This is a genomic window from Ligilactobacillus sp. MP3, assembly GCF_024436335.1.
Taxonomy (GTDB): Bacteria; Bacillota; Bacilli; order Lactobacillales; family Lactobacillaceae; genus Ligilactobacillus; species Ligilactobacillus salivarius.
This window is the reverse complement of sequence record NZ_JANFQI010000005.1, coordinates 63,506-88,789: the sequence shown is the minus strand read 5'-3', so window position 1 is coordinate 88,789 and position 25,284 is coordinate 63,506. Positions and strand designations below refer to the sequence as shown.

Here is a 25,284-nt window from a genome sequence, read left to right as displayed (position 1 = left end):
CCTTACGTTTTATTATTTATTACCAAATGTAAGCTATTACTTCGCCACCAATTTTCTTGGCACGAGCTTCTTTATCAGTGATAACACCTTCAGAAGTGGATAAGATAGCAATTCCTAAACCGTTTAAAACCTTAGGAACAGCATCTGCTTTTACATATGAACGTAAACCTGGTTTTGAAATACGACGGATACCAGAAATAACTCTTTCATTACCCTTACCATACTTCAAAAATACTCTAATGATGCCTTGTTTGTCATCATCGATATATTCAACATCACGTACAAATCCTTCATTCTTAAGGATTTCAGCAATGTCACGTTTGATTTTTGATGCAGGAACTTCTAATGATTCGTGTTTTGCCATGTTAGCATTACGAATACGTGTTAAGAAATCTGCAATAGGATCAGTCATGACCATTGTTCGTTTGCCTCCTTTGCTTATCTTTTATGGATTACCAGCTAGCTTTCTTCATGCCAGGGATTTGACCCTTATGAGCAAGATCACGCAGGCAAACACGGCATAACTTAAATTTACGGTATACAGAATGTGGACGGCCACAACGTTCACAACGTGTATATTCTTGTGTTGAGAACTTTGCAGGACGTTTATTCTTTGCAATTTGCGACTTTTTAGCCAATGTGAAACCCCCTTATTTAGCGAATGGCATTCCAAGTTGTGTTAATAATTCTCTTGATTCTTCGTCTGTATTAGCTGTTGTAACGATAACAATGTCCATACCGCGAACTTTGTTAACATCATCAAAATCAATTTCAGGGAAGATTAATTGTTCACGAATACCCAATGTGTAGTTACCACGACCATCAAAGGCACGCTTGCTTACACCATGGAAGTCACGAACACGAGGTAGTGATACGGATACTAATTTATCTAAGAATTCGTACATACGTTGACCACGTAATGTAACTTTAGCACCAATAGCCATACCTTCACGTAAACGGAAACCAGCGATAGATTTCTTAGCTTTTGTAATAACAGGTTTTTGACCTGCAATCAAAGTTAATTCATCAACAGCTTCATCTAAACGCTTTGCGTTACTTACAGCATCACCAACACCCATGTTGATAACAATCTTATCAACCTTTGGTGCTTGCATGATTGATGTGTAATTGAATTTTTCCATCAAAGATGGAACGATCTCATTATCATATTTTTCTTTTAAACGGTTAACCATGAAGAAAGTATCCTCCTTTCCTTACTATAGAATTTCACCTGATTTTTTAGAAACACGGACTTTCTTACCGTCAACTACTTTAAAGCCTACACGAGTAGCTTCATTGTTAGAAGGATCAATCAACATAACGTTAGAAACGTGGATTGGTGCTTCAACTTCAACAATCCCACCATTTGGATTTGCGTTAGTTGGTTTTTGGTGTTTCTTAACGATATTGATGCCTTTAACGATCACACGGTCTTGAGCAGGAAATACTTTTTCTACTGTACCTTCCTTACCTTTATCCTTACCAGCGATCACTTTAACTTTATCATTTTTCTTAATGAACATTATTACTTCGCACCTCCTTGCTGACGATAATTGATTATAATACTTCAGGTGCTAAGGAAACGATCTTCATGAAGTTTCCGTCACGTAATTCACGAGCAACAGGCCCAAAAATACGTGTACCCTTAGGTGATTTATCTTCACCAATAATTACAGCAGCATTTTCGTCAAACTTGATGTATGAGCCATCTGGACGGTGTGTACCATACTTAGTACGAACAACAACAGCTTTTACAACATCACCTTTTTTGACAACGCCACCTGGTGTTGCTTGTTTAACAGTAGCAACAATGATGTCACCGATATTTGCAGTCTTTACACGGGAACCACCCAAAATCTTAATAACTAAAATTTCACGAGCACCGGAGTTATCAGCGACTTTTAAACGACTCTCTTGTTGGATCACAGTATGTGTCCTCCTTTCGTTATTAGATCAGAATACGAATCAGTGCAAATGTTATTTATTACAAAATAACTGCTTTTTCAACGATTTCTAATAAACGGAAACGTTTTGTAGCTGACAATGGGCGAGTTTCCATAATTTTGACGATATCGCCAACTTTTGCTTCGTTGTTTTCGTCATGTGCTTTAAATTTCTTGGAATACTTAACACGTTTGCCGTAAACTTTGTGATTCTTGTAAGTTTCAACAACAACTGTGATAGTTTTATCCATCTTGTCAGAAACGACACGTCCTTGATAGACTTTGCGTTGGTTACGACTTTCACTCATGCGCGATTAGCCTCCTTTTTCGTATTCTATTTATTTAATTCTTGTTGACGTAATGCAGTCTTGATACGTGCAATGTTCTTACGTACTTCTTTTAAGCGAGCAGTATTTTCTAATTGACCGGTAGCTAATTGGAAGCGTAAGTTAAATAATTCTTCTTTGAATTGCTTTTCTTTTTCTAGCATTTCAGCAGTGGTTAATTCATTAATTTCTTTAGCCTTCATTTGATTCGCCACCTACTTCCTCACGTTGTACAAACTTGGTTTTAATTGGGAGCTTGTGGGAAGCTAAACGTAAAGCTTCGCGAGCTACTTCTTCAGAAACTCCATCGATTTCAAATAAAACTTTACCACGCTTTACAGGTGCTACCCAACCTTCTGGAGCACCTTTCCCGGAACCCATACGAACACCAATAGCTTTAGCTGTATAAGACTTGTGAGGGAAAATCTTAATCCAAACTTTCCCACCACGTTTCATGTAACGAGTCATAGCAATACGAGCAGCTTCGATTTGACGGTTAGTGATCCAGTGAGAATCTAATGCTTTCAAACCATATTTACCAAAAGTAACTTCTTTACCACCCTTAGCTTCGCCACGCATCTTACCACGGAATTCACGACGATGCTTAACACGCTTTGGTACTAACATAGATTATTTCCCTCCTTTACTGTTTTCTTTCTTTGCTGGTAAAACTTCACCACGGTAAATCCATGTCTTAACACCTAATTTACCATATGTAGTGTGAGCTTCAACCCATGAATAATCGATATCTGCACGCAATGTGTGCAAAGGAACTGTTCCTTCAGAGAAACGTTCTACACGGGACATATCAGCACCGTTCAAACGACCTGCAACTTGAACTTTGATACCCTTAGCACCTGCACGCATTGTACGTTGAATAGCTTGCTTCATAGCACGGCGGAAAGCAACACGGTTTTCTAATTGTTCTGCAATGCTTTCACCAACTAATTTTGCATCTAAATCAGGCTTCTTGATTTCAACAATGTTAATGTGAACTCTCTTACCTGTCAAGTTATTTAATTCTTTACGAAGCTTTTCAACTTCAGATCCACCTTTACCAATAACCATACCTGGTTTAGCAGTATGGATTGAAATGTTAACGCGTTTTGCTGCACGTTCAATTTCTACGGTAGAAACAGAAGCGTCGGCTAATTTACTTTCGATATACTTACGGATGCGTAAATCTTCGTGTAAGTTAGAAGCAAAGTCTTTTTCTGCGTACCACTTTGCGTCCCAATCACGAATGATTCCGACACGTAAACCTGTTGGATTTACTTTTTGACCCACGCGTTATCCCTCCTTATTTAACTGATACCACAACAGTAATGTGGCTTGTACGTTTGTTGATTGGAGAAGCGGAACCTTTAGCACGAGGACGGAAGCGTTTCAAAGTTGGTCCTTCATTTACAAAAGCTTCGCTTACATACAAATCTTCAACATCTAAGTCAAAATTGTTTTCTGCATTAGCAACAGCAGACTTTAATACTTTTTCGATTAAGTAAGCACCTGATCTTGGAGTAAACTTCAAGATACCAAATGCTTCAGCAACACTCTTACCACGGATAAGATCGATCACTAGACGTGCTTTACGTGCAGGGATTCGAACTGTCTTGGCAGTTGCTTTTGCTGATGTAACTTGTTCAGCCATTTTTTATCCTCCCTTAACTATCTAACGCCAGTTTTCTTGTCGTCATTTCCATGACCATGGAATGTACGAGTTGGCACGAATTCACCTAATTTATGTCCAACCATATCTTCTTGGATATAAACTGGAACATGCTTACGACCATCATAAACTGCAATCGTATAACCAATAAAACTTGGGAAGATTGTTGAACGACGTGACCATGTTTTAATAACTGACTTCTTTTCTTGATCAGCTTGTGCTTCAACCTTTTTCATCAAATGTTCATCGACAAAAGGTCCTTTTTTCAAACTACGACTCAAAGTGTAATCCTCCTTCCGGATTATATAATCATTAGGCCGCTTTTAAATTATTTCTTGTTACGGCTACGTACGATAAACTTATTGGATCTTGCTTTCTTAGAACGAGTCTTAAGACCTGTAGTCTTCTTACCCCATGGTGACATAGGACTTGGACGACCAACAGGAGCTTTACCTTCACCACCACCATGAGGGTGATCGTTAGGGTTCATTACAGAACCACGAGATTGTGGACGCTTGCCTGCCCAACGAGCACGACCAGCTTTACCAACCTTGATTAATTCGTGTTGTTCATTACCAACAGCACCAATTGTTGCACGGCAAGTTACAAGAATCATGCGAACTTCACCAGAAGTTAAACGGATGATAGCATACTTACCTTCTTTACCAAGTAATTGAGCTGATGTACCAGCAGAACGAACTAATTGTCCACCTTTACCTGGTTTTAATTCGATATTGTGAATAACTGTACCAACAGGAATGTTTGCAAGTGGTAATGTGTTACCTACCTTGATATCAACATCTTTACCTGATTCTACAACTTGGCCTACTTTCAAGCCCTTAGGTGCAAGGATGTATGATTTAACACCATCAGCATAAACAAGCAAAGCAATGTTAGCAGAACGGTTTGGATCATATTCGATTGCCTTAACAGTTGCAGGTACATTATCTTTAACACGTTTGAAATCGATCAAACGATACTTACGTTTGTGTCCACCACCACGGTGACGAACTGTGATACGGCCATAAGCGTTACGACCAGCTGTTTTGCTCTTAGAAACTAACAAAGATTTTTCAGGCTTTGTTTTTGTGATTTCAGCAAAATCAGAACCAGTCATATTACGACGACCGTTAGTGGTTGGTTTGAATTTTTTGATCCCCACAGTGTTTCCCTCCTATTACAAAGAATTATTCTTCAAATAATTTAATTTCTTTAGATTCAGCAGTTAAAGTAACGATAGCCTTACGACGCTTCTTTGTGTAGCCTTCGTAGCGACCCATACGCTTCTTTTTGCCTTTAACATTCATAACGTTAACTTTAGCAACTTTAACTTCAAAAATGTCTTCAACAGCATCTTTGATTTGACCCTTTGTTGCACGTGTGTCTACGTCAAATGTATAACGTTTGTTGTCCAATTCAGCCATAGAAGCTTCTGTGATAACTGGACGTAAAATTACATCGCGTGATTCCATTATGCAAGAACCTCCTCTACTTGAGAAAGAGCTCCTTGAGTGATGACTAACTTATCATTGTTGATAACGTCTAATACATTTAATCCCTTAGCAGGAATAACTGTAACATTCTTCAAGTTACGAGCTGCTAATGCTGCAGTTGTATTGTCATCTTCAAGAACTACTAACACTTTAGAATTTACATTTAAGTTACTTAATACTTCAGCAAATGCCTTTGTCTTTGGTGCATCAAAATTCAATGCATCAACTACTACCAAGCTTTCATCTGCAACTTTTTGAGAAAGAACAGATTTAATAGCTAAGCGACGAACTTTGCGTGGAAGTTTGTAGCTGTATGAGCGAGGTGTTGGACCAAATACGGTACCACCACCAACCCATTGTGGTGAACGAATAGAACCTTGACGAGCACGACCTGTACCCTTTTGACGCCATGGCTTCTTACCACCACCACGAACTGCACTTCTATTCTTTACAGCATGTGTTCCTTGACGTAATGATGCACGTTGCATGATAACTGCATCAAAAACAACATTATTGTTTGGTTCAATACCAAAAATAGCTTCGTTTAATTGAACTTCACCATTTTGGTTACCATCTTGTTTGAATAATGCAACTGTTGGCATGTGTTATTTCCTCCCTTCCTCGATTTATTTTACTGTACTTTTGATTGTTACTAAGGATTTGTTTGCGCCTGGCACATTACCCTTGATCAAAAGTACGCCATTTTCTGTATCAGCTTTAACGATTTCCAAGTTTTGGATCGTAACTCTGTTGCCACCCATACGTCCTGGGAGTAATTTACCCTTCATAACACGGTTGATAATAACACCCATAGAACCTGGACGACGATGGTAACGAGAACCGTGAGCCATAGGTCCACGATGTTGACCATTACGTTTGATAGATCCTTGGAAACCATGTCCTTTAGACGTACCTGTTACATCCACGAAGTCTCCAGCTTCGAAAATATCTGCCTTAACTTCGTCTCCAACTTTATATTCTCCAAGCTCAACATCGCGAATTTCACGAACGAAGCGCTTAGGAGTAGTATTTGCTTTTGCTGCATGACCTTTAGCAGGTTTGTTTGTTAAAACTTCGCGCAAGTCATCAAAACCTAATTGGATAGCTTCGTAACCGTCGTTTTCCATTGTCTTAACTTGTAATACAACGTTAGAATCAACTTTAACAACTGTTACAGGAACTAATTCACCATTTTCAGTAAAGACTTGAGTCATACCTACTTTTTTTCCTAAGATTCCTTTAGTGGTCATGAGTACACCTCCAATATTTTTATTTTCTATATATAATTAATAATTAAAGTTTGATTTCGATATCTACACCAGAAGGTAAGTCAAGTTTCATCAATGAATCAACTGTCTTTGGTGTTGGATTAACGATGTCAATCAAACGCTTGTGAGTACGCATTTCGAATTGTTCACGTGAATCCTTGTCTTTGTGTGGTGAACGAATCACTGTGTAAAGTGTACGTTCTGTTGGCAATGGAATAGGACCAGAAATTGTAGCACCTGTTCTCTTTGCTGTTTCCACAATCTTATCTGCGGATTGATCTAAAATGCGATGTTCGTATGCCTTTAAACGAATACGAATTTTTTGTTTTGCCATCTTGTTCCCTCCTTCGTCTATTTTAAAAATAAGACTAGCTCCGTGGAAATTACCGATCCACTCGTGGCAAAGCGGCCGGGTGTGTCGCAACCTTCCACATCAAAGCTGAAAAATAAACAACTAAACTATACTCGTCCCCTTGAACAAGTACTTTTCTATATTATTATAAAATAGATGGCAAATCAAGTATTTTTTTCAATTTTTTCATTTTTTATTTTCATCTGGCTTTCTTTACTCTAAAAACTACTATATTATAATATAGTAGAAATAATTTTTAGGAGGCTTATACGTGTTACCTGTTATTATTGCTGGTTTAGAAAATGACTATGAAAATTTCGAATATAAAATGGATGAACTTTCATCTTTAGCCTACGCTAATAATATGGAAGTTGTTGTTTCTGTGAAGCAAAAATTAGAGCATCCAATTGCTGCTACTTACTTTGGTAAAGGAAAGGCTGAGGAAATTCGTAATGTGGGAGAAATTAATGATATTGACACTTTAATTGTAAATGCAGAGCTAACCCCTACTCAATTGCGTAACCTCGAAGATATTACTGGGCTTCAAGTTATTGATAGAACGGCCTTGATTCTAGAAATATTTGCTTCTCGAGCTCAAACAAAAGAAGCTAAACTCCAAGTCCAAATTGCAAAATTACAATATCAATTACCTAGATTAAGAACTTCTAGCATCAACCGTATGGACCAACAAACTGCTGGTAATACTGGTGGTGGTTATACCAACCGTGGTTCTGGGGAAACAAAATTAGAACTTAATAAGCGTGTTATTGAAAAAAGGATTAGTAATCTTTCCAAAGAACTCAAAGAAATAGAGAGCGTGCATGAAAATCAACGTCGTGCAAGAGAACGTTCTAGCATTAAAACTGTTGCTCTAGTTGGTTATACAAATGCCGGAAAATCAACTACTATGAATGGACTATTAAAACTACTGGAACAACCTACTAATAAGGAAGTTTTTGAAAAAGACATGCTTTTCGCTACTCTTGACACTTCTATTAGAAAAATTAAATTACCCGATAACAAGGAATTTTTCTTAAGTGATACTGTTGGTTTCGTTTCCGACTTACCTCACCAATTGGTTAAAGCTTTCCGTACTACCCTTTCCGAAGCTAATCAAGCTGACTTATTGATTCAAGTTATTGATGGTAGTGATGAACACGCAAAAGATATGATTGAAACAACTAAACAAACTTTGGATGAAATCGGAGTTAAAGATATCCCTATGATATATGCTTATAACAAATCTGATTTAACAAGTACACCTTACCCAAGCTCTGTTGGTAATCAATTTTACTATAGCGCTAAGGATAAAAAGTCTATTGAAATGTTAATTAACTTAATCAAAGAAAATCTATTTCAGGACTATGTTACTCATACTTACTTAATTCCATTTTCTGAGGGACGCTACTTAGAAATAATTAACAAGCAGGCAAACATTTTAAAAACTGACTATCTTGCTGAGGGTACTAAAATAACAGCTGAATCAACGCCTATTATGGCACAACAACTTAAGCAATTCATTATAGACTAAAAAGAAGTTAGGGAAAACTTCATTTCAAGTTAAACTATCAACAGCAAAAACGCCAGAAATCACGTTATGAAAACTTGATTTCTGACGTTTTTTAATTTTGAGACTTTTACCAACCTTTTTTATATTTTCGTAACGGCAATTAATTCTTCGTGATTTTTTATAGATTCTAGCATTTGTTTATCTTCAACAATTAATAATAAGAATAATAATTCTATTACTGACATAGCAGCAACTCGCGAAAAATAATATTCAGACTGCAATACTCTTTGGCGGAAAGCTGTTTTTATATGATAGTCTGCTAACAATGCTAATGGCGACTCAGAATGGTTTGTAATAGCTATAACCTTTATTCCTTTCTTCTTAGCTCCTTCTATCTGCTTTAGAAGTCTGGATGATTCCCCTGAATTAGAAATGGCCACGATACAATCTTGACTGCTCATATTTAAAGTCTGTGCCAAGGCATTCTCCCACATATTAGAGGAAATTGCTAAGCAGCCTATTTGATTAAATTTATACTCTGCATCTTGAGCCACAATATAAGTATCTCCTTCAGCAGCAAACTGCACTATCCGAGATTTTTTTAAAATATTCATTATCTCTTTTAGTTCTGTTTTTGAAATTCCTTCTATTGTATTCTTTATCTCTACTATTTTATTATCCAAGATACTTTTTATAGAATTACCTACATCATCTTTATCTAATTCTTTATAGTAGTTATCTTCATTCTGTGAGGCCTTAGCTAACTCCACTTTCAACTGATGAAACCCAGACAATGACAAATTTTTACAAAAACGAGATACAGAAGCATCGCTCACCTGCGCTAACTTGGATAATTCTGAAATTGTGAAATCCACCGTTTTTTGAGGATTTTTCAACACAACTTCTGATATTTTTTTATCAGTTTGCGACATGTGAGGCATTTTTTCATATATAGTATCGATAATATTTTTATTCATTTGCTCACCTCGTTATTACTTTACTACATTTTAACTTACTATTTAATTCTATCCTTGACAAAATTAATTTTCAATATTATTATTTTGTTGAAAATTAATTTCTTAAATGAATTTATTTGGAGGAATCGTTATGGATAATATTATCGATCTTGCGTTCAATTTACTCCACCCTGACACTACTATTAGCTTAGGTGGGGGAAGTAATGTTAAAAAACTCACTCATAAATTGAGTCAGCATCCTGAATTGAATATTAAAGTTTGTTCTCCTTCAGAATATACTAGACAAATTTGTCGTGATTTAAATTTAAATCTCATTGATATAACTGAAGCCTCTACTATCGAATTTGGTTTTGATGGTTGTGATGCTATTGATTTCGATTTAAATGTCTTAAAAAGTAACGGTGGTATCCATACATTTGAAAAAGAGTATGCCTATAAAGCAGAAAAATACATTATTATATCTCCACCAGAAAGATTAAAAGCTTCTCTTAATCCAAATGTTCAACTTTGTTTAGAAGTTGTTTCTCCTTCTGTTGACTCTGTTTTGTTTGCAGCTAAACAATTAGGTTTAAAAGCCGAATTAAGACCGGGCAGTGCTATTGCTAGTTACGCCCGTACACCTCTAGGCAATTATCTTATTGATTGCTACTGTGAAAGCTGGCAAGACATTAAAAAAATAAATAGCAAACTGAATTCACTTAATGGAGTTGTATCAACTTCATATTTTGAAAACATTGTCCACTCTGTTTTAACACTTGATAAAAATAATAATCCTATTGAAATAAAGAAAGGTGATTTACATGCATAAATATAATTGGGGTATTATCGGAACTGGTTGGATTGCACATGAAATGGCTGACGCTTTGAATGAAGTTAATGGTGAAATTTACGCTGTATCTAATCCGAATGAAGAATCTCTATATAAATTTGCTAAAGAAAAGAATGTTAAGCATACTTTTATAAATCCTGATGAAATGATCACAGATCCGGATGTAGATATTATTTATATCGCTACTCCACATATATCTCATTATGACTATATAAAGAAAGCATTGAATGCAGGAAAACATGTTTTTGCTGAGAAAGCTATTACTATTAGCGCTAAACAATTAGATGAGGTTATTGCCTTAGCTAAGTCTAAAAACTTAATTTTAACTGAAGGATTTACTCTTTATCACATGCCTATCTATGAAAAAGTAAGAGACCTAATCTCTAGCGGTAAATTAGGTGATATCAAACTCGTTCAAGTAAACTTTGGTAGCCTTAAGGACTATGATCCAAATAATCGTTTCTTCGCAAAAGAATTAGCTGGTGGTGCTTTACTTGATATTGGAGGATATGCTACTGCCTTTGCTCGTATGTTCTTAAATGAACAGCCTGAAGTAACTTTAACAACGGTTAAATTCTTTGAAACTGGAGTAGATGAACAATCCGGTATTATTTTAAAGAATTCTCAAGAACAGTTAGCTGTCATGGCTCTTTCAATGCGCGCTAAACAACCTAAACGTGGTGTTATATCTGGCACAAAAGGATATGTAGAAATAAATAATTATCCACGCGCAACAGAAGCTAAAGTAACATACACCCTAGATGCTCACACTGAAAGTCACGAAACAATAACTGCAGGCGATTCTGCTAAAGCTTTAAATTACGAAGTTATGGATATGCAAAGTTATATATCACAAGGTCATGATGACGGTCAGCTATCACTTTCACAAGATGTAGCTCATATTTTAAATCGGGTTCGTGACAATTGGGGTATGAATTATACTAAATAAAATAAAATCGGATGATGAATCAATTTTACCTTGATCCATTATCCGATTTATTTATTAGGAGTATTCTAAAATTTTTTGATCTTGTTCCTCAAAACCTACGCTCTTTAACAAGACTAATTCTGAAGTATCTGTGTCACTAGTAGATATTATAATTTTAGGAACTGCTTTATAATAACTTTTTAAGTGTTCAATCAAGAATTTTCCCACTTTTGATTTATCAAAATTAGGTGATATTAAAAGGTCTTTTACATAAACAGTAGTTGCATTATCGCTAATTGCGTTAACTAACCCTGCCAAGCGTCCCTGATCATAAGCAGCTATCACATAAGACTTCTTTAAACTCTTTCTAAAGCAATCATAATTTTCTAGCTCGTCTTTTCTTCCTAGCGCAGCATACAAATTCAGTAACTCACCTTTATTAAATTTAGGGTTTACTTTCAAATCCACAATATCACCTACTTTCGAAATATGAAAAAATGATTAAACAAAAATTATAATTGTTAAATATAATTATACTCAAAATCTCTAATTATTACAAGTTTACTTTTAATAATGTGTATTTTATGTATATATTTAATTAAAAGCTTTTATTTTCTAATAATTATTTATCTTTTAGCATCACTATGTTAACATTAATACTATGAGTTTTTTAAATAATTATAAAAATATCATTTTTACTCAGAAAGAAGGAGAAATATGCCAGAAAATAAAAATCATGTTCAACTTCAGCGTTCGCTAGGTTTATATTCAGCATTATCATTAGTTATTGGAACAATTATTGGCTCAGGAATATTTTTTAAACAATCTTCCATTTTGGCTAATGCCCATACTACAACCATGGCAATCGCTGCGTGGGTTATCGGTGGTATCATTACATTAACTAGTGGCTTAACCATCGCTGAAATTGGATCTTTATTTCCTCATACTGGTGGATTATATGTTTATATCGAAAAAATATATGGTAAATTCTGGGGTTTCTTAGCTGGTTGGGTTCAAATAATTGTTTATGGTCCTGCCTTAATCGCATCTCTAGGTGCATACCTTGCTATCTTAATTGGTGCATTTTTCCATTTTCCTAGAACTTGGACACCCGCAATTGCAATTATTTCGATTTTATTAATTTCATTGTTCAATTTGTTATCCAATAGATTTGGGGCCGCACTACAAATATTTACCACACTCTGTAAAATGGTTCCTATATTTTTAATCATTATCTGCGGAATTTTATTTGGAGATGAACACGCATTAGGACAAGTCGTAAGTAACGGTCAAGCTTCCATTGGTAACTTCGGCGTTGCTGTATTAGCTACACTTTTTGCTTACGATGGTTGGATCTTAATTGCTAATCTTGGTGGAGAAATTAAAAACCCTCAAAAAATTCTTCCATTAGCAATCATCTTAGGAACTTCCTTTGTGTTAATCGTGTATGTTTTACTTACTGTAGGAATTTTCAAGGCTATGCCAGCTAATCAGATAACTAAACTCGGAGAAAATGCCGCTCCTTATTTTGCAATTAAAATGTTCGGCTCAATTGGGGGTAAAATTCTCAATCTTGGAATTATTATTTCTATTATTGGTACAATCAATGGTAAGATTATGACATTCCCAAGAATTATGTTTGCGATGGCACGCGCTAACGAGCTTCCATTTTCAAAACAATTAGCTTGGTTACATCCTAGAATGTTTTCCCCTGTTGTTTCAGTGCTTACAATGTTTAGTTTTGCATCTATCTTGATATTATTCTTTAACCCTGATAGATTATCCGAAATTTGTATTTTTTCTATTTATTGTTTTTATCTCATTGCATTTTTCGGTTTATTTAAACTTCGTAAACAACGCAAGGATTTAGTTAGACCTTTTAAAGTTCCTCTATACCCTCTTACACCAATTATTGCTATTTTAGGAGCTATCTTCGTTATGCTTAGCGAAATATTCTCTGATCTTAACGGTGTATTAGTTTCATTTGTATTTATTTTAATCGGTGTTCCAGTATATTATTGGAAAGTCAAAAAATAATTCCACAAAAAAGTACGGCAATTCAAATCTGCCGTACTTTTTTATCTCTAACCGTATCTTTTTTCTAATCTTCTAGCTACCAATGACAAGCAATAACATACTACAAAATACATAACTGCAATCATTAAGTACATTGGTACCATGTAAGTTGTATTTTGACTATATATGATCTGTGCATGATATAGCAATTCTGGTAAAACGATGATAGTTGCTAAAGATGTATCTTTAACTAAGGATATAAATTGCGATACTAAAGGTGGTATCATCTTTTGTAATGCTTGAGGCATAATTATATGCCACATTGCTTGTACATAGGTCAGCCCACTTGACCTTGCACCTTCCATTTGTCCAACCGGAACAGCTTGAATACCACTACGAACAATTTCTGCTAACATCGCAGATTCAAAAACTACCAAGGCAGTAACAGCCGCTAACATTGGTGTCATTCTTAAACCTAGCTCTGGTAACCCAAAATAAGTGAAGAAAATAATTAACAGCAAAGGAAGATTTCTAATAATATCAATCAAAAAGCCTACAGCTGCAGATAAATATTTAATCTTAACATATCTGATTACTCCTAGGATTAAACCAATTATAAAGCTTAAAACAATTGAAATCACTGATACTTCTAGCGTTACCCACAATCCTTCTAAAAGAAAGCGTAGATTTATCCATGAATATGCTTGTTCAAATGTTGACATCTAAGTCGCCTCCTTTTAATTTATGCCAATTTCTTTTCCAAATAACGCATGTAATAACTTAAAGGCAATGTCAAAATCAAATAAAACACACCTACAACTAAATAAGTATTAATTGTTTCAAAAGAAGCTGAAGCTATTACATCACCTTGATACATCAAATCAAAGCCAGCAACAAACGCTAATACTGATGAGTTTTTAATCAAATTAATAAATTGATTTCCCAGTGGAGGTATTACTAATTTAAAAGCTTGTGGCAAAATAATGTATCTCATTGTTTGCCAGTAAGTTAAACCATTTGCTCGTGCACCTTCCATTTGTCCAACTCCAACAGCTTTAATCCCAGCTCTTACAGTTTCTGCAATAAAAGCTGAGGTATATAATGTTAAACCGATTGTTCCTGCAGTAAATCCACTTAATTTAATAAAAAATTGTGGTACTACTACATAAAACACCATGGTAATAACTAATAAAGGAATATTTCTGAAAATTTCAATATAAATATTAGCTATTGTCCTCACTAATTTAGAAGGGACTGTTTGCAAAATTGCAAATATTGATCCAATTATCAAACTGAAGAATAGTGCAATCACACTACATAAAATCGTATTTTCAAACCCCGTTAGGAAAGTTTGCCAATTTTCTGATAGTATATGTATCATCTTTCTCCAGCTCCTTTCGCATCAAACCCCTTAACATTTCCAAACCACTTTTGAATTAACTTATCATAAGTACCATCAGCTTTTAATTCATCTAAAGCTTTATCAATTCTTTTTATCATTTGAGTTTGGCCTTTATCTACAGCAATTCCATAAGGTTCATTAGTAAAGTTACCACCTACAACCTGATAACCAGGATTTTCAGAAGCAATCCCTGCCAATATACCATTATCTGTACTCATCGCTTGACCTTGACCAGATTTCAAAGCTGTAAATGCTTGACCATAATCATCAAATTCCAAAACTTTAGCTTTAGGAGCAAACTTATGAATATTTGCTACAGCAGTTGTTCCTTTTACAGCTAAAACAACCATGCCCTTTTTATTTAAGTCATGAACATTCTTAACTGTGCTATCTTCTGGCACCAATAATGATTGACCAGCTGCAAAATATGGTTGTGAGAATTCAACTATCTTACGTCTTTCAGGCGTGATTGTCATCGCAGCAATTACAGCATCAATATTTTGATTTTTTAAGAGTGGTATCTTAGTTTTGGCTGTTGTCTGTACTAATTTTACTTTAGCATCTTTGCCATACATCTTTTTCGTTAATGCCTTGGCCATATCTACATCAAAACCTTCAATTTGCCCTGTCTTAATGTTCATTAAACCAAATAATCTAGTATCTGCTTTTACACCCCAGGTAACTGTCTTAGTTTCTTCAGTTCTCTGAGCAATATTTGCTGCTTTATCTTTTTTTCCACATGCTCCTAAGAAAAAGATCATTAACAACGCTGAAAAAAGCAATGTTACTTTTCTTAAATTTTTCATAGCTAACCCTTCTTTCTATTTGTGAGTAATGATCTTACTCAAGAATTGACGGGCTCTTTCTTCTTTAGGATTTTTGAAGAATGTTTCAGTATCATCATCTTCTAAAATTTCCCCATCTGCTAGAAATACAATTCTATTTCCAACTTCTCGTGCGAATCCCATTTCGTGCGTTACCACAACCATTGTAATTCCACGTTCTGCAACAGTTTTCATAACATCTAATACATCATCAATCATTTCAGGGTCTAGAGCACTAGTTGGTTCATCAAACAAAATACATTTAGGTTGCATAGCTAATGAACGAGCAATTGCAACACGTTGTTTTTGTCCACCAGATAACATTCTAGGATATGATTCTGCTTTACTTGAAAGACCTACCATTTCTAGCAATTCTAAAGCATATTTCTTATTTTCAGCTTCATCTTTATGTAAAACTATTCGTGGAGCTAACATAATATTTTCTAATACAGTTTTATTTTCGTATAAGTTAAAGTGTTGGAATACCATTCCGACATCTTTTCTAATTTTATTCATATCTGTTTTTTTATCTGACAAATCATAGTTATTAACAATCAATTGACCATTACTAATGTCTTCTAAGCCATTAATTGTTCTAATAAGTGTACTTTTACCAGAACCAGAGGGACCAATAAGTACGACAACCTCGCCTTTTTCCACCTTCAAGTTAATATTCTTTAAAGCATGGAAATTTCCATAATATTTATCAACATTCTTAAATTCAATCATCGACATATTCTGTTCCTCCTTCATTCCACGTTACATTTTATACATAATCAAAATCGTTGATATCACTTAATTATTATATAAAAATAATAACAACGTACTCTAATTTTAATCTTTATATAATCAAAAAGCAAGTATTTATTTAAAATACATGTTATATTAGATTACATGGATATAAAAACACCATATAATTGTTAGAAAATCTAACAACTATATGGTGTCTTCTTAAATATCTTTTTTATAAACTTTATATAAAACTATCGTTATCCAAGTTGCAATTAATGCCGGGAAAATTGCGATAATTAGGTATGTAGGATTTATCAAATAACTTAAGTCTAAATTCAAAATATCAGGAATTTCCTTTACTACTTTATGTAATGTGTCAAACATTACTTGATAAATAGTCATATAGATCAATATCCATTGAATATAATACTCAACCATCGTCAATACAGTTGTTGGCAAATTAAACTTTTCTTGAAATTTCCTAAAAATTAAATAATGAATTAAGCCAGAAAGAACAATCACCCACATTGATAACGTAAAAATCGATCCTATTCTTAAAGCATTAAAACTGTCAGCTAAAATAATTGCTAAACTAAATAAAATAATAAACAGAATTAAATTAATAATTACCATCCCAAATAAAAGTGCAATGGACTGTACAAAAATTAAACTCCGCGTTTTTCTAGCATTAAAAAAGATACTTATACCTATTAAGATAATTAAAATTAAACTCCAATCTATTTTGGTAACCCCCTTATAAAAAATACCTTGTAAGTAACTTTTACTACTTACAAGGTATCACATCTTACCTTCTTCTGTCTCTACGTCTGCTTAAATGTTCATCTTCAAGACTTGAAGTTTTTTCATAGTAAGAAGAATCAAACTTAGGTGCAGCCTTTTTTTCGCGACTAGTATATGCAATTTTTGCATCAATTCTGAATGGTTCATTATCTTCCATCGCTGTAGAGCGCCCTGCTATCATAAATGGACCACCTGTTAATACAACAGTTGCCAAATAAATATGATATTTCTTAGCTGCTTCACTAGCTGGCATTAATCCAATTGTTTTGACAGTTCCTAATTGGTAACTTTCAATTTGATTAATACCACCATAAATAACTAATTTACCTTCTACATTTTTCAATTCAAAATATGGTAATGCTTGTGGCGTCTCACCTAAAGCATATCTAACTTTTCCATCGCTTTTTATTTCTTTAAAGATGGTATTCTTACTCTTTCCATCATAATCAAGATGAAGGTAATTAATCTTTTTCAAACTGTCAGCAACAATTTGAATATTAGCTAACTCTGCTTCAGAAGTTGTTATTTCTGCCGGCAAGAAATCTTGATTTTCATCAAAAATACCATTAGTTTGTACAAATCCTGCTTGTCTCATTCTAGCAACCTTTTTGCGAGCTTCTTCTTCAGGATCCTTAGGCTTAATCCCTAAAGCATTTTCGATTTTAGGAGAAATATCCCACTTAGCTTTCTTTTCTGTAAACCAATATATTGCATTAAGATAAGTAAAATATAACAACACTAGAAATGCTAAAATAAAAAGAAGTCCTCTTCCGATAAAGCCATTCGCAAAGAAACGCCATGCTACATATAAAAGATAGAAATTACCTACACCACCTACTACAGTGTAGACTCTATTTTTTATCTTAACATTCATGTTGATATATCCTATCCAGGTATTTATCAACCCTAAAATACTAAACAATCATCTCACCTCTTTTTACTGATTATTATTCGTTGTTGTTCCGCCAGTTGTATTATTGTTAGTTGTTGTATTTCCTGTCGTATTATTACTATCAGTAGTTGTATCATTACTGTTAGTATTATTGTTTGTCTTTGTTCCACCAGTTGTGTTATCAGTGGTTTTAGTAGAACTTGAGTTAGATTTGTTATTCCCATTCGTATTATCATAGTCAGTCGTAGAGTTTGTATCTTGATTTTGATCATTTTCACTATCATCATACGAACTACTATCGTGTTTCTTATCATCACTTTGACTAGATGACATCTTAGAATTATCCTGTTCTGAATTTGAACTAAAACTTGAAGAAATAGTTGACGTAGATACACTCTCTACCTTAGGCTTTCCTTCAGAAGTACCTGTTGCAGTATTAACCGCCACGTTAGTTGCACCTAAAGCTAGTACCGCTGATAAAATCGCAAATGGTGTAATAAATGGTGGTGTACGATATGCCATTTTTCTTCCTCCTATCTATATTTTCACTTTCTTACCTATATTACTACATACGTTCAAAAGAATACATGAATTTTTTATGATGAAGTTTTAAAGATTTACTAAGAGTTTTTACTACAATTAGCACATACACCATATACTTCAAACCTATGTCCGTCAATTCGATATCCAGGAAGTTGAGCTTGCAACAAATCATCTAGCGGACAAAGATTAATTTCTTCAACTCTACCACATTTTTCACAGATAAAATGGTGATGATGTAAGTTTCCAAAATCACATTGATATTTTACACAAGCTCCTGAAGGCTTTTCTTGCGTTTCAATAATTCCTAAATTATCAAAATCTTTTATATTACGATAGATTGTATTATGGCTCATTCCCGGAAAAAGAGTGTGCATATATTTATCTACCTGTGTAATATCTACATAACGATGTTGATAATTACTTAAATATTCCAGTAAAGCTTGTCGTTGCTTCGTTATTTTTAAATTGTGTTCTTTTAAAATACTAATTGCTTCCTTAACCAAAGCTATTCACCATCTCTCTAAATAGTAATCTTTACTTTCTAAATTTTATACTAACATCAATCATTTTAAAATGCTAATTTATTATTTTTTTAATTTTAAAATCCTATTCTATCAGCATTTATCTTTATACTTAATCACTAAAATTAATTTTTCTATTAATATTGACACTTTACTCTAATAATTGCTATTATTGTCACTATATTAATAATGAATGGAGTGATTTAATTGGGGATTTTAAATCGCATTCTAAGAAAAGAAAGTCTCGAACGTTACTTAGATTCCGACAATCACCTTGAACGTGTTATCGGAACTAAAGATTTGATTGCTATGGGAATTGGTGTTGTTATTGGTACAGGTATTTTTATCCTTCCAGGAACTGTTGCCGCAACACATAGCGGTCCTGCGATTACTATTTCTTTCATCCTGGCTGCAATTGTTTGTTCTACTTCCGCTTTATGTTATGCAGAATTTTCATCTGCTTTACCAGTTGCCGGAAGTGCTTATTCCTTCGGCAATGTTATTTTTGGTGAGCTTATAGGTTGGATTTTAGGCTGGGCTTTAATTCTTGAATATATGTTAGCTGTCGCTGCTGTTGCAACTGGATGGGCTTCATACTTCAACTCTTTTATTGCTGGTTTTGGAATTCATATTCCTAAAGCAGTTAGTGGTCCTTTTAATCCAGCTCAAGGTACTTACGTTAATTTAACTGCTATTTTAATTGTATTGTTTATTTCTTTCTTGTTAAGTAGAGGTGTGCAAGCATCTATTCGTCTTAACAACATTATGGTTTATCTAAAAATTGCAATTATTCTATTATTTGTAATCGTTGGTGCCTTTTTTGTGAAACCTGCTAATTGGAATCCATATATGCCATTTGGAATCAAAGGTGTCTTCACTGGTGCCTCAACAGTTTTCTTTGCTTATTTAGGATTTGATGTTATTGCTTCATCAGCTGCTGAAGTTAAGAATCCAAAACGTTCAATGCCAGCTGGTATCTTAGGAACTTTATTAATCGCTACTGTTCTATATATTGCTGTAGCAGCTGTTTTAACTGGAATGGTCAAGTATACAAAACTTGATGTTGGAAATCCTGTATCATACGCTATGCAACTAGCTCACCAAGATTGGTTTGCTGGTATCATTGCCTTAGGTGCTTTGATCGGTATGTTTACTATGATCCTTTCAACTACATTCTCATCTTCTCGCCTAATTTACTCAATTGGTCGCGATGGTCTACTACCTGCTTCTTTAAGTAAATTAGATGAAAAGACACATACACCAAAAGTTGCTCTATATGCTGTAACAATTGTTATAGCTTTAACTAGTGGATTTGTTTCTTTAGATCAATTAGCTAACTTAGTTAATATTGGAACTTTAGTTGCTTTTACCGTTGTTTCTCTAGGTGTTATTCCTTTACGTCGTCGTAAAGATATTGATAACAGCAAAGGATTCAAAGTTCCATTTTATCCTGTACTTCCTATTGTTTCTGTTGTTTTATGTTTAATCATGCTATCTCAACTTTCATTAGAAACATGGGTTGCTTCTGGTATTTGGTTCTTAATTGGTTTAATTATCTACTTTAGTTACGGTATTAAGCACAGTAAGCTTTCCGGAAATAAATAATTTAAATAACTCAAAAAGGTACTAGCGATTAGTATAATTAACTAATTACTAGTACCTTTTCAATTGCAATTTTTCTGTATTTAAAAAGGAATTACGTCATAATTTGCGTAATTCCTTTTTTATTTAATCTTCTTATTTAGAATAGTTAGGAGCTTCTTTAGTAATTTGTACATCATGTGGATGTGATTCAACTAAACCAGCACCTGTAATTTGTACAAATTGAGCTTCATTTGTAAGTGTTGCTAAATCAGGAGCACCACAGTAACCCATGCCTGCACGAAGTCCACCGTCCATTTGGTATACAATATCTGCTACGCTACCTTTGTATGCAACACGTCCTTCAATACCTTCTGGAACAAGCTTATTAGCTTCGTTAACACCACTTTGGAAGTAACGGTCAGAAGAACCATGTGTAGAATCCATAGCACCCAAGCTACCCATTCCACGATATGTCTTAAAGCGACGTCCTTGGTAAATTTCTGTTTCACCAGGTGCTTCGTCTGTACCAGCTAACATTGAACCTAACATTACAGCATTACCACCTGCAGCAATTGCCTTTACAATGTCACCAGAGTACTTAATACCACCATCAGCGATGATTGTCTTACCATATTCACGAGCAACACCTGCAGCATCATAAATTGCAGTAATTTGAGGAACACCTACACCAGCTACAACACGTGTTGTACAAATAGAACCTGGTCCAATACCTACTTTAACTACGTCAACACCAGCATCATATAATGCCTTTGTTGCTTCTGCAGTTGCAACATTACCAGCAATCAAAGTTGCTTCTGGGAAATGTTCACTAATTTCTTTAATCTTACGTAATACACCAGCTGAATGTCCATGAGCTGTATCAATAACTAATGCGTCTGCACCTGCATTTAAAAGGGCTTCTGCACGTTCAAAAGTATCACTTGTAACCCCAACAGCTGCAGCTACTAACAAACGTCCGTGTTCATCCTTAGCAGCATGTGGAAATTCTACTACTTTTTCAATATCTTTGATTGTAATTAATCCAGTTAATTGACCTTCTTCATTAACCATTGGTAATTTTTCAATCTTATATTGTTGTAAAATTTCTTCTGCTTTTTCTAAAGATGTTCCTTCTGGAGCAGTAATTAAGTTTTCTTTAGTCATTACATCGTCGATTTTAACCTTGCTATCAGTAACAAAACGTAAATCACGGTTTGTAATGATACCACAGAATTTACGGTTTTCAGCATTTTCAACGATTGGAACACCACTAATACGATATTTGTGCATAAGTTCTTCTGCTTCAAAAACCTTATTATCAGGAGTCAAGAAGAATGGATCAATAATAACACCTGATTCAGAACGTTTTACTTTACGAACTTCATCAGCTTGACGTTCAATTGTCATATTCTTATGAATAACACCTAATCCACCTTGACGAGCCATTGCGATTGCCATTGCAGATTCTGTAACTGTATCCATTCCCGCACTAATGATAGGGATATTTAATTTGATGTTTTTCGCAAGTTGAACACTTAAATCAACTTCATTAGGTAAGACATGGCTTTCAGCCGGAATTAATAGTACGTCATCGAATGTATATCCTTTTTTAACAAATTTAGTATCCCATTTGGACATTGTTAGAACTCTCCTTTACGTAATTGTTAATATGTTGTCTTACAGAATACAAAATATTTCAAGAAAAAGCAAGTATTCTTAGTTAATTTTTAAATTCTTAATCTTATTCTTATTTTCAAGGTTAAAATTCGTCTTTTAGCCACCTTATTTGCGAACAATTAATATATCATTCAGTAAATAGCAAATCATACATTTTAGTTTCTAATGGGTGTTGTAACTCTATGTTCATTCCTACTGCTGTCTTTTTCCCAATAATTTCTTCACGAACACTGTCTGATACAATCTTTCCCTCTCCTAAGTAATAGAAACCTTTTCCATCGGCATCGCTACGCTTAACAAAAAGATGTAGCTTTATTTTATAATTTCCCATTTTATCTTTTGCTAAAAGTCGTTGAACCTCATCTGAATCTATATGTCGAGGAGATCTGGTATACCATCTCAAGCTTTTGCCATTTTGTAAATCATTACGATATTTGGCATTTCGCCTATCTTCAGAATCTTTCTTATAAGTTATAAAAATTGGACATTCTTTTTCACCTACACGATACCCATACATTGGTGCACTGACATCTTTTTCCCAATTTAATAGGCGACATACATCTTTACGAGTGTATTTTTGATAGAATGTAAACTGATTTTTATTTTGGTATTCCTCATTTAATAATAATCCTGTTTGAATAACATCTTGCCATAACTGATAGAATTTAGGATTATTCAAACTTGTTTTAATTTGATCATTAAGTTGATAATCTAACAAATTGACCTTTTCTACGATAGGAATTCCACCATACTGTTCAGCTTTAGTTGTTTTTCCAGTCTTCACATCAAAGAAAGATAAGTTCAAAATATTTTCAACGGAATTCATTAATTCCATATTGAAGTAAATTTGTTTTTCTTGTAATTCTTGCTCATAATCAGATAAACTGCATACTTTATTTTTAGTCAATAGATCTAATAATATGAGTTCGTGAGGTCTCATTCCATTCAATAATTCTTTGGTTATAAAAGTTAAAACTTGTTCTTGATACAAATTCAACTCAGAATCTTCTCCCATTTTTTGCAAGAAAATATCATAGTTATCAAGATTTCCGTTATTAGCAAAAACAATTGGAGAAACTGACCCAAATCTATAAAAATCTTGTAGCAAAGGTACTTTACCAAGTTTATTTTTCAAATCTTGATAAGCTGTTCTCAATTCCTTCATTGAATCTAACTTCACTTTATCCAATGATTGCAGAATCTTTTCTTGAGCAATCTCCGTAAAATTAATCGTTGAAACATCAATTACTGGTGGAACTCTTAACTCTGCTTTAGCTTCGTCAATACTGCGACTATTATCTTGAGTTAAAGCAATTGGAATCAAATAATTATTTTTATAATTACCAATAAAATCTAATACTGTTACGAAATCTTTTCCTGGATATTTTCTTAATCCACGCCCTAATTGTTGAATAAATACAATACTTGATTGTGTATTTCGTAACATCACAACTTGATTGACACAAGGAATATCGATACCTTCGTTAAACAAATTAACGGTAATAATATATTCTATTTTTCCTTCCTCTAATTCTCTAACTACTGCTCTTCTACGTTCATTACTATCTTGATTAGTTAAAGCTTTAGCTTGATGTCCTGCATCTGTAAATGACTTGGCCAATTCTAATGCCTCATCTTGACGACTACAGAAAACCAAGCCATGAACTTTTAGTCCAGAGTAACCATAATAGTCTAATTGATCCAAAATATATTTCACACGCTTAAGAGCTGTTAAATAGCGTAGATTAGTTGTTTCATCTACGATAATGCCACCTTCTTCATAATCTTGAACCCCAATATAGTGAAATGGACTGAGCATTTTATTTTCTAAAGCATCACGCAATCTAATTTCGTAAGCTAAATTATAATCAAATAAAGCATATACATCCTGATTATCCATTCTTTCAGGTGTCGCCGTCATTCCCAACCAAAAATCTGGTTTAAAATGGTGCATGATTTTTTGATAAGATGGCGCTGCTGAACGATGTGCCTCATCAATCAAAATATAATCGAAATAATTACTTGGTAATTGGTCTAATATTTTGTCTTGGCTCACTGTTTGAATAGTAGAAAAAATATACTTTGCTTGAGTATCTTGCCTATCACCACTTAACATTCCATACAATCTGCCACTTCCACCGATTACCTTCTTAAAACTTTCCATCGCTTTTTTAGCAATTTGTTCCCTATGAACTACAAATAAAAATCGTTTAGGCTGGTATTCCTTAACCGCGAATGCTCCTAAATAAGTCTTACCAGTCCCAGTAGCAGACACAACTAGAGCCTTACTCTTCTTTTCAGCAACTATTTTTTCTAGCTCTTTTAAAGCAGCCATCTGCATCTTATTAGGAACTATCTCACTTTTGGCTTTGTTATTAATAGACTTTTCTGTTACTCGTAAATTTTGCCAAACTTCTTTATAATTATCTATCCAAGCTTGTGTCAGTACTTGGGAATTTTCTATAATTCGCTCTAACTCTGAATGAGTTTGCTGATATAGACTACTATTTTCCGTTGAAGTTAGTTTTATCGCCCATTCATAATTACTTAACATCGCAGCTCTAGTAAAATTAGCACTACCAACAATCATCGTATAATAATCTGAATGTTCAAACATGTATCCTTTCGCATGAAAGCCAGATTCTTCGGCAAGATAAACATCTACATTCTTTAACTTTAGCAATTCAGTAAATACTTTGGGTTGATTAAAATTAAGATACGTACTTGTAACGATCTTGCCCCTTATCCCTTTTTTATCTAAATCTGCCAAAACAACTTTCAAAGGAGTTAACATATCCAAAGTTATAAAAGCTACCGACCAAATAAAACTTTTACATGTTTTTAATTCTTGTTTCAGACTTGTCCAAATATGTTGATCATTAGCATTGACTAACATTTTAGGAGTTAATAATTCATGTCCGGAATAATCAGCAGCATACAAGCCGTTAAGCATCGCTTCCTTCAATGTTTCGTTATCCATTATCTACTTCTCATCCTTTG

33 protein-coding genes are annotated in these 25,284 nt (G+C 34.2%); 5 read left to right on the top strand and 28 right to left on the bottom strand.

Annotated elements, in window-relative coordinates; all coding sequences use genetic code 11:
* Positions 1-19: 19 nt before the first annotated feature.
* Genes rpsH through rpsJ form a run of 16 tightly spaced genes read right to left on the bottom strand, consistent with a single transcriptional unit; the run spans position 20 to position 7,030 of the window.
* Positions 20-418: a 30S ribosomal protein S8 gene (rpsH, locus tag NOU10_RS05310; protein WP_003701322.1), complete on the bottom strand. Its 399-nt coding sequence runs from the start codon at positions 416-418 to the stop codon at positions 20-22.
* 34 nt (positions 419-452) lie between these two features.
* The gene (locus NOU10_RS05305; RefSeq protein WP_003701320.1) at positions 453-638 is read right to left on the bottom strand and encodes a type Z 30S ribosomal protein S14; all 186 of its coding nucleotides are present in this window, start codon (positions 636-638) and stop codon (positions 453-455) included.
* A 12-nt stretch (positions 639-650) separates the two neighbouring features.
* Positions 651-1,193 carry a 50S ribosomal protein L5 gene (gene rplE / locus NOU10_RS05300; RefSeq protein WP_003701318.1) on the bottom strand — a complete coding sequence of 181 codons (543 nt, stop codon included), beginning with the start codon at positions 1,191-1,193 and terminating at the stop codon, positions 651-653.
* A gap of 24 nt (positions 1,194-1,217) precedes the next feature.
* Positions 1,218-1,523 (bottom strand): 50S ribosomal protein L24, encoded by a 306-nt coding sequence (rplX, locus tag NOU10_RS05295; protein ID WP_003701316.1) that lies wholly within the window; start codon positions 1,521-1,523, stop codon positions 1,218-1,220.
* Between the two features lie 34 nt (positions 1,524-1,557).
* Entirely contained in the window at positions 1,558-1,926 is a 369-nt protein-coding gene (gene rplN / locus NOU10_RS05290; protein ID WP_003701315.1) for a 50S ribosomal protein L14, read from the bottom strand.
* A gap of 58 nt (positions 1,927-1,984) precedes the next feature.
* The gene (gene rpsQ, locus NOU10_RS05285; protein WP_003701314.1) at positions 1,985-2,251 is read right to left on the bottom strand and encodes a 30S ribosomal protein S17; all 267 of its coding nucleotides are present in this window, start codon (positions 2,249-2,251) and stop codon (positions 1,985-1,987) included.
* A 26-nt stretch (positions 2,252-2,277) separates the two neighbouring features.
* Positions 2,278-2,472 carry a 50S ribosomal protein L29 gene (gene rpmC, locus NOU10_RS05280; RefSeq protein WP_003701313.1) on the bottom strand — a complete coding sequence of 65 codons (195 nt, stop codon included), beginning with the start codon at positions 2,470-2,472 and terminating at the stop codon, positions 2,278-2,280.
* On the bottom strand, positions 2,462-2,896 hold the full coding sequence (rplP, locus tag NOU10_RS05275; protein WP_003705312.1) for a 50S ribosomal protein L16: 435 nt from the start codon (positions 2,894-2,896) through the stop codon (positions 2,462-2,464). Before rplP ends, rpmC begins: the two co-directional genes overlap by 11 nt.
* Before the next feature lie 3 nt (positions 2,897-2,899).
* Entirely contained in the window at positions 2,900-3,556 is a 657-nt protein-coding gene (gene rpsC, locus NOU10_RS05270) for a 30S ribosomal protein S3 (protein WP_003701310.1), read from the bottom strand.
* Between the two features lie 13 nt (positions 3,557-3,569).
* Positions 3,570-3,917, bottom strand: coding sequence for a 50S ribosomal protein L22 (rplV, locus tag NOU10_RS05265; protein WP_003701308.1), 348 nt, complete (start codon positions 3,915-3,917; stop codon positions 3,570-3,572).
* A 17-nt stretch (positions 3,918-3,934) separates the two neighbouring features.
* Entirely contained in the window at positions 3,935-4,216 is a 282-nt protein-coding gene (gene rpsS, locus NOU10_RS05260) for a 30S ribosomal protein S19 (RefSeq protein ID WP_003705314.1), read from the bottom strand.
* Between the two features lie 47 nt (positions 4,217-4,263).
* Entirely contained in the window at positions 4,264-5,097 is an 834-nt protein-coding gene (gene rplB / locus NOU10_RS05255) for a 50S ribosomal protein L2 (RefSeq protein ID WP_003701306.1), read from the bottom strand.
* A gap of 25 nt (positions 5,098-5,122) precedes the next feature.
* Positions 5,123-5,407 (bottom strand): 50S ribosomal protein L23, encoded by a 285-nt coding sequence (gene rplW / locus NOU10_RS05250; protein WP_003709690.1) that lies wholly within the window; start codon positions 5,405-5,407, stop codon positions 5,123-5,125.
* On the bottom strand, positions 5,407-6,030 hold the full coding sequence (rplD, locus tag NOU10_RS05245) for a 50S ribosomal protein L4 (protein WP_003701303.1): 624 nt from the start codon (positions 6,028-6,030) through the stop codon (positions 5,407-5,409). Before rplD ends, rplW begins: the two co-directional genes overlap by 1 nt.
* 24 nt (positions 6,031-6,054) lie before the next feature.
* On the bottom strand, positions 6,055-6,678 hold the full coding sequence (rplC, locus tag NOU10_RS05240; protein WP_003701302.1) for a 50S ribosomal protein L3: 624 nt from the start codon (positions 6,676-6,678) through the stop codon (positions 6,055-6,057).
* A gap of 43 nt (positions 6,679-6,721) precedes the next feature.
* Positions 6,722-7,030, bottom strand: a complete 309-nt coding sequence (rpsJ, locus tag NOU10_RS05235; protein WP_003705315.1) for a 30S ribosomal protein S10 — start codon at positions 7,028-7,030, stop codon at positions 6,722-6,724.
* 289 nt (positions 7,031-7,319) lie between these two features.
* On the opposite strand from rpsJ, the gene hflX reads away from it, so the two are divergent.
* Positions 7,320-8,579, top strand: a complete 1,260-nt coding sequence (gene hflX / locus NOU10_RS05230) for a GTPase HflX (RefSeq protein WP_250200567.1) — start codon at positions 7,320-7,322, stop codon at positions 8,577-8,579.
* A 119-nt stretch (positions 8,580-8,698) separates the two neighbouring features.
* Here hflX and NOU10_RS05225 read toward each other — a convergent pair whose 3' ends face one another.
* Positions 8,699-9,535 (bottom strand): MurR/RpiR family transcriptional regulator, encoded by an 837-nt coding sequence (locus NOU10_RS05225; protein WP_069469033.1) that lies wholly within the window; start codon positions 9,533-9,535, stop codon positions 8,699-8,701.
* Positions 9,536-9,665: 130 nt separating this feature from the next.
* On the opposite strand from NOU10_RS05225, the gene NOU10_RS05220 reads away from it, so the two are divergent.
* Positions 9,666-10,343, top strand: a complete 678-nt coding sequence (locus NOU10_RS05220) for a ribose-5-phosphate isomerase A (RefSeq protein WP_255906235.1) — start codon at positions 9,666-9,668, stop codon at positions 10,341-10,343.
* Entirely contained in the window at positions 10,336-11,313 is a 978-nt protein-coding gene (locus NOU10_RS05215) for a Gfo/Idh/MocA family protein (RefSeq protein ID WP_255906234.1), read from the top strand. Before NOU10_RS05220 ends, NOU10_RS05215 begins: the two co-directional genes overlap by 8 nt.
* Positions 11,314-11,367: 54 nt before the next feature.
* Here the strand turns inward: NOU10_RS05215 and NOU10_RS05210 are convergent, their stop codons facing one another.
* Positions 11,368-11,760 carry a GNAT family N-acetyltransferase gene (locus NOU10_RS05210; protein WP_003701292.1) on the bottom strand — a complete coding sequence of 131 codons (393 nt, stop codon included), beginning with the start codon at positions 11,758-11,760 and terminating at the stop codon, positions 11,368-11,370.
* Between the two features lie 249 nt (positions 11,761-12,009).
* Here NOU10_RS05210 and NOU10_RS05205 point away from each other — a divergent pair, with 249 nt between their 5' ends.
* A complete protein-coding gene (locus NOU10_RS05205) occupies positions 12,010-13,329 on the top strand; it encodes an APC family permease (protein ID WP_003709682.1) in 1,320 nt (439 codons plus the stop codon).
* 47 nt (positions 13,330-13,376) lie between these two features.
* On the opposite strand, the gene NOU10_RS05200 is transcribed toward NOU10_RS05205, so the two are convergent.
* From NOU10_RS05200 to NOU10_RS05165, 8 genes are all read right to left on the bottom strand, one after another.
* Complete coding sequence (locus tag NOU10_RS05200) at positions 13,377-14,030, bottom strand: amino acid ABC transporter permease (protein ID WP_003705326.1); 654 nt, start codon at positions 14,028-14,030, stop codon at positions 13,377-13,379.
* Positions 14,031-14,050: 20 nt separating this feature from the next.
* Positions 14,051-14,689 carry an amino acid ABC transporter permease gene (locus NOU10_RS05195; RefSeq protein WP_003701287.1) on the bottom strand — a complete coding sequence of 213 codons (639 nt, stop codon included), beginning with the start codon at positions 14,687-14,689 and terminating at the stop codon, positions 14,051-14,053.
* A complete protein-coding gene (locus NOU10_RS05190; RefSeq protein ID WP_255906233.1) occupies positions 14,686-15,516 on the bottom strand; it encodes a transporter substrate-binding domain-containing protein in 831 nt (276 codons plus the stop codon). The genes NOU10_RS05195 and NOU10_RS05190 overlap by 4 nt, the downstream gene beginning before the upstream one ends.
* A gap of 15 nt (positions 15,517-15,531) precedes the next feature.
* The gene (locus NOU10_RS05185) at positions 15,532-16,269 is read right to left on the bottom strand and encodes an amino acid ABC transporter ATP-binding protein (protein WP_003701689.1); all 738 of its coding nucleotides are present in this window, start codon (positions 16,267-16,269) and stop codon (positions 15,532-15,534) included.
* A 216-nt stretch (positions 16,270-16,485) separates the two neighbouring features.
* Complete coding sequence (locus NOU10_RS05180) at positions 16,486-16,899, bottom strand: hypothetical protein (protein ID WP_041823050.1); 414 nt, start codon at positions 16,897-16,899, stop codon at positions 16,486-16,488.
* 172 nt (positions 16,900-17,071) lie between these two features.
* Positions 17,072-17,989, bottom strand: coding sequence for a DUF6681 family protein (locus NOU10_RS05175; RefSeq protein WP_255906232.1), 918 nt, complete (start codon positions 17,987-17,989; stop codon positions 17,072-17,074).
* Between the two features lie 15 nt (positions 17,990-18,004).
* Positions 18,005-18,481 (bottom strand): hypothetical protein, encoded by a 477-nt coding sequence (locus NOU10_RS05170; RefSeq protein WP_160987887.1) that lies wholly within the window; start codon positions 18,479-18,481, stop codon positions 18,005-18,007.
* Between the two features lie 98 nt (positions 18,482-18,579).
* The gene (locus tag NOU10_RS05165; protein WP_255906257.1) at positions 18,580-19,011 is read right to left on the bottom strand and encodes a Fur family transcriptional regulator; all 432 of its coding nucleotides are present in this window, start codon (positions 19,009-19,011) and stop codon (positions 18,580-18,582) included.
* A gap of 219 nt (positions 19,012-19,230) precedes the next feature.
* On the opposite strand from NOU10_RS05165, the gene NOU10_RS05160 reads away from it, so the two are divergent.
* Positions 19,231-20,628 carry an APC family permease gene (locus tag NOU10_RS05160; RefSeq protein ID WP_255906231.1) on the top strand — a complete coding sequence of 466 codons (1,398 nt, stop codon included), beginning with the start codon at positions 19,231-19,233 and terminating at the stop codon, positions 20,626-20,628.
* A 132-nt stretch (positions 20,629-20,760) separates the two neighbouring features.
* Here NOU10_RS05160 and guaB read toward each other — a convergent pair whose 3' ends face one another.
* Both guaB and NOU10_RS05150 read right to left on the bottom strand, forming a co-directional pair.
* Positions 20,761-22,245, bottom strand: coding sequence for an IMP dehydrogenase (guaB, locus tag NOU10_RS05155; protein WP_255906230.1), 1,485 nt, complete (start codon positions 22,243-22,245; stop codon positions 20,761-20,763).
* Positions 22,246-22,411: 166 nt separating this feature from the next.
* Positions 22,412-25,264: a DUF3427 domain-containing protein gene (locus tag NOU10_RS05150; RefSeq protein ID WP_255906229.1), complete on the bottom strand. Its 2,853-nt coding sequence runs from the start codon at positions 25,262-25,264 to the stop codon at positions 22,412-22,414.
* Positions 25,265-25,284: the final 20 nt, after the last annotated feature.

Coding starts and splice junctions, on each gene's coding strand:
- rpsH (WP_003701322.1), bottom strand. CDS start 418: ATGGTCATGACTGATCCTATTGCAGATTTCTTAACACGTATTCGTAAT.
- NOU10_RS05200 (WP_003705326.1), bottom strand. CDS start 14,030: ATGTCAACATTTGAACAAGCATATTCATGGATAAATCTACGCTTTCTT.
- NOU10_RS05195 (WP_003701287.1), bottom strand. CDS start 14,689: ATGATACATATACTATCAGAAAATTGGCAAACTTTCCTAACGGGGTTT.
- rplW (WP_003709690.1), bottom strand. CDS start 5,407: ATGGAATCACGCGATGTAATTTTACGTCCAGTTATCACAGAAGCTTCT.
- NOU10_RS05225 (WP_069469033.1), bottom strand. CDS start 9,535: ATGAATAAAAATATTATCGATACTATATATGAAAAAATGCCTCACATG.
- rplE (WP_003701318.1), bottom strand. CDS start 1,193: ATGGTTAACCGTTTAAAAGAAAAATATGATAATGAGATCGTTCCATCT.
- NOU10_RS05190 (WP_255906233.1), bottom strand. CDS start 15,516: ATGAAAAATTTAAGAAAAGTAACATTGCTTTTTTCAGCGTTGTTAATG.
- rpsJ (WP_003705315.1), bottom strand. CDS start 7,030: ATGGCAAAACAAAAAATTCGTATTCGTTTAAAGGCATACGAACATCGC.
- rplV (WP_003701308.1), bottom strand. CDS start 3,917: ATGGCTGAACAAGTTACATCAGCAAAAGCAACTGCCAAGACAGTTCGA.
- NOU10_RS05170 (WP_160987887.1), bottom strand. CDS start 18,481: ATGGCATATCGTACACCACCATTTATTACACCATTTGCGATTTTATCA.
- NOU10_RS05205 (WP_003709682.1), top strand. CDS start 12,010: ATGCCAGAAAATAAAAATCATGTTCAACTTCAGCGTTCGCTAGGTTTA.
- NOU10_RS05180 (WP_041823050.1), bottom strand. CDS start 16,899: ATGGTAATTATTAATTTAATTCTGTTTATTATTTTATTTAGTTTAGCA.
- rplX (WP_003701316.1), bottom strand. CDS start 1,523: ATGTTCATTAAGAAAAATGATAAAGTTAAAGTGATCGCTGGTAAGGAT.
- rplP (WP_003705312.1), bottom strand. CDS start 2,896: ATGTTAGTACCAAAGCGTGTTAAGCATCGTCGTGAATTCCGTGGTAAG.
- NOU10_RS05220 (WP_255906235.1), top strand. CDS start 9,666: ATGGATAATATTATCGATCTTGCGTTCAATTTACTCCACCCTGACACT.
- rplC (WP_003701302.1), bottom strand. CDS start 6,678: ATGACCACTAAAGGAATCTTAGGAAAAAAAGTAGGTATGACTCAAGTC.
- guaB (WP_255906230.1), bottom strand. CDS start 22,245: ATGTCCAAATGGGATACTAAATTTGTTAAAAAAGGATATACATTCGAT.
- NOU10_RS05150 (WP_255906229.1), bottom strand. CDS start 25,264: ATGGATAACGAAACATTGAAGGAAGCGATGCTTAACGGCTTGTATGCT.
- NOU10_RS05185 (WP_003701689.1), bottom strand. CDS start 16,269: ATGTCGATGATTGAATTTAAGAATGTTGATAAATATTATGGAAATTTC.
- rpsQ (WP_003701314.1), bottom strand. CDS start 2,251: ATGAGTGAAAGTCGTAACCAACGCAAAGTCTATCAAGGACGTGTCGTT.
- rplD (WP_003701303.1), bottom strand. CDS start 6,030: ATGCCAACAGTTGCATTATTCAAACAAGATGGTAACCAAAATGGTGAA.
- NOU10_RS05215 (WP_255906234.1), top strand. CDS start 10,336: ATGCATAAATATAATTGGGGTATTATCGGAACTGGTTGGATTGCACAT.
- rpmC (WP_003701313.1), bottom strand. CDS start 2,472: ATGAAGGCTAAAGAAATTAATGAATTAACCACTGCTGAAATGCTAGAA.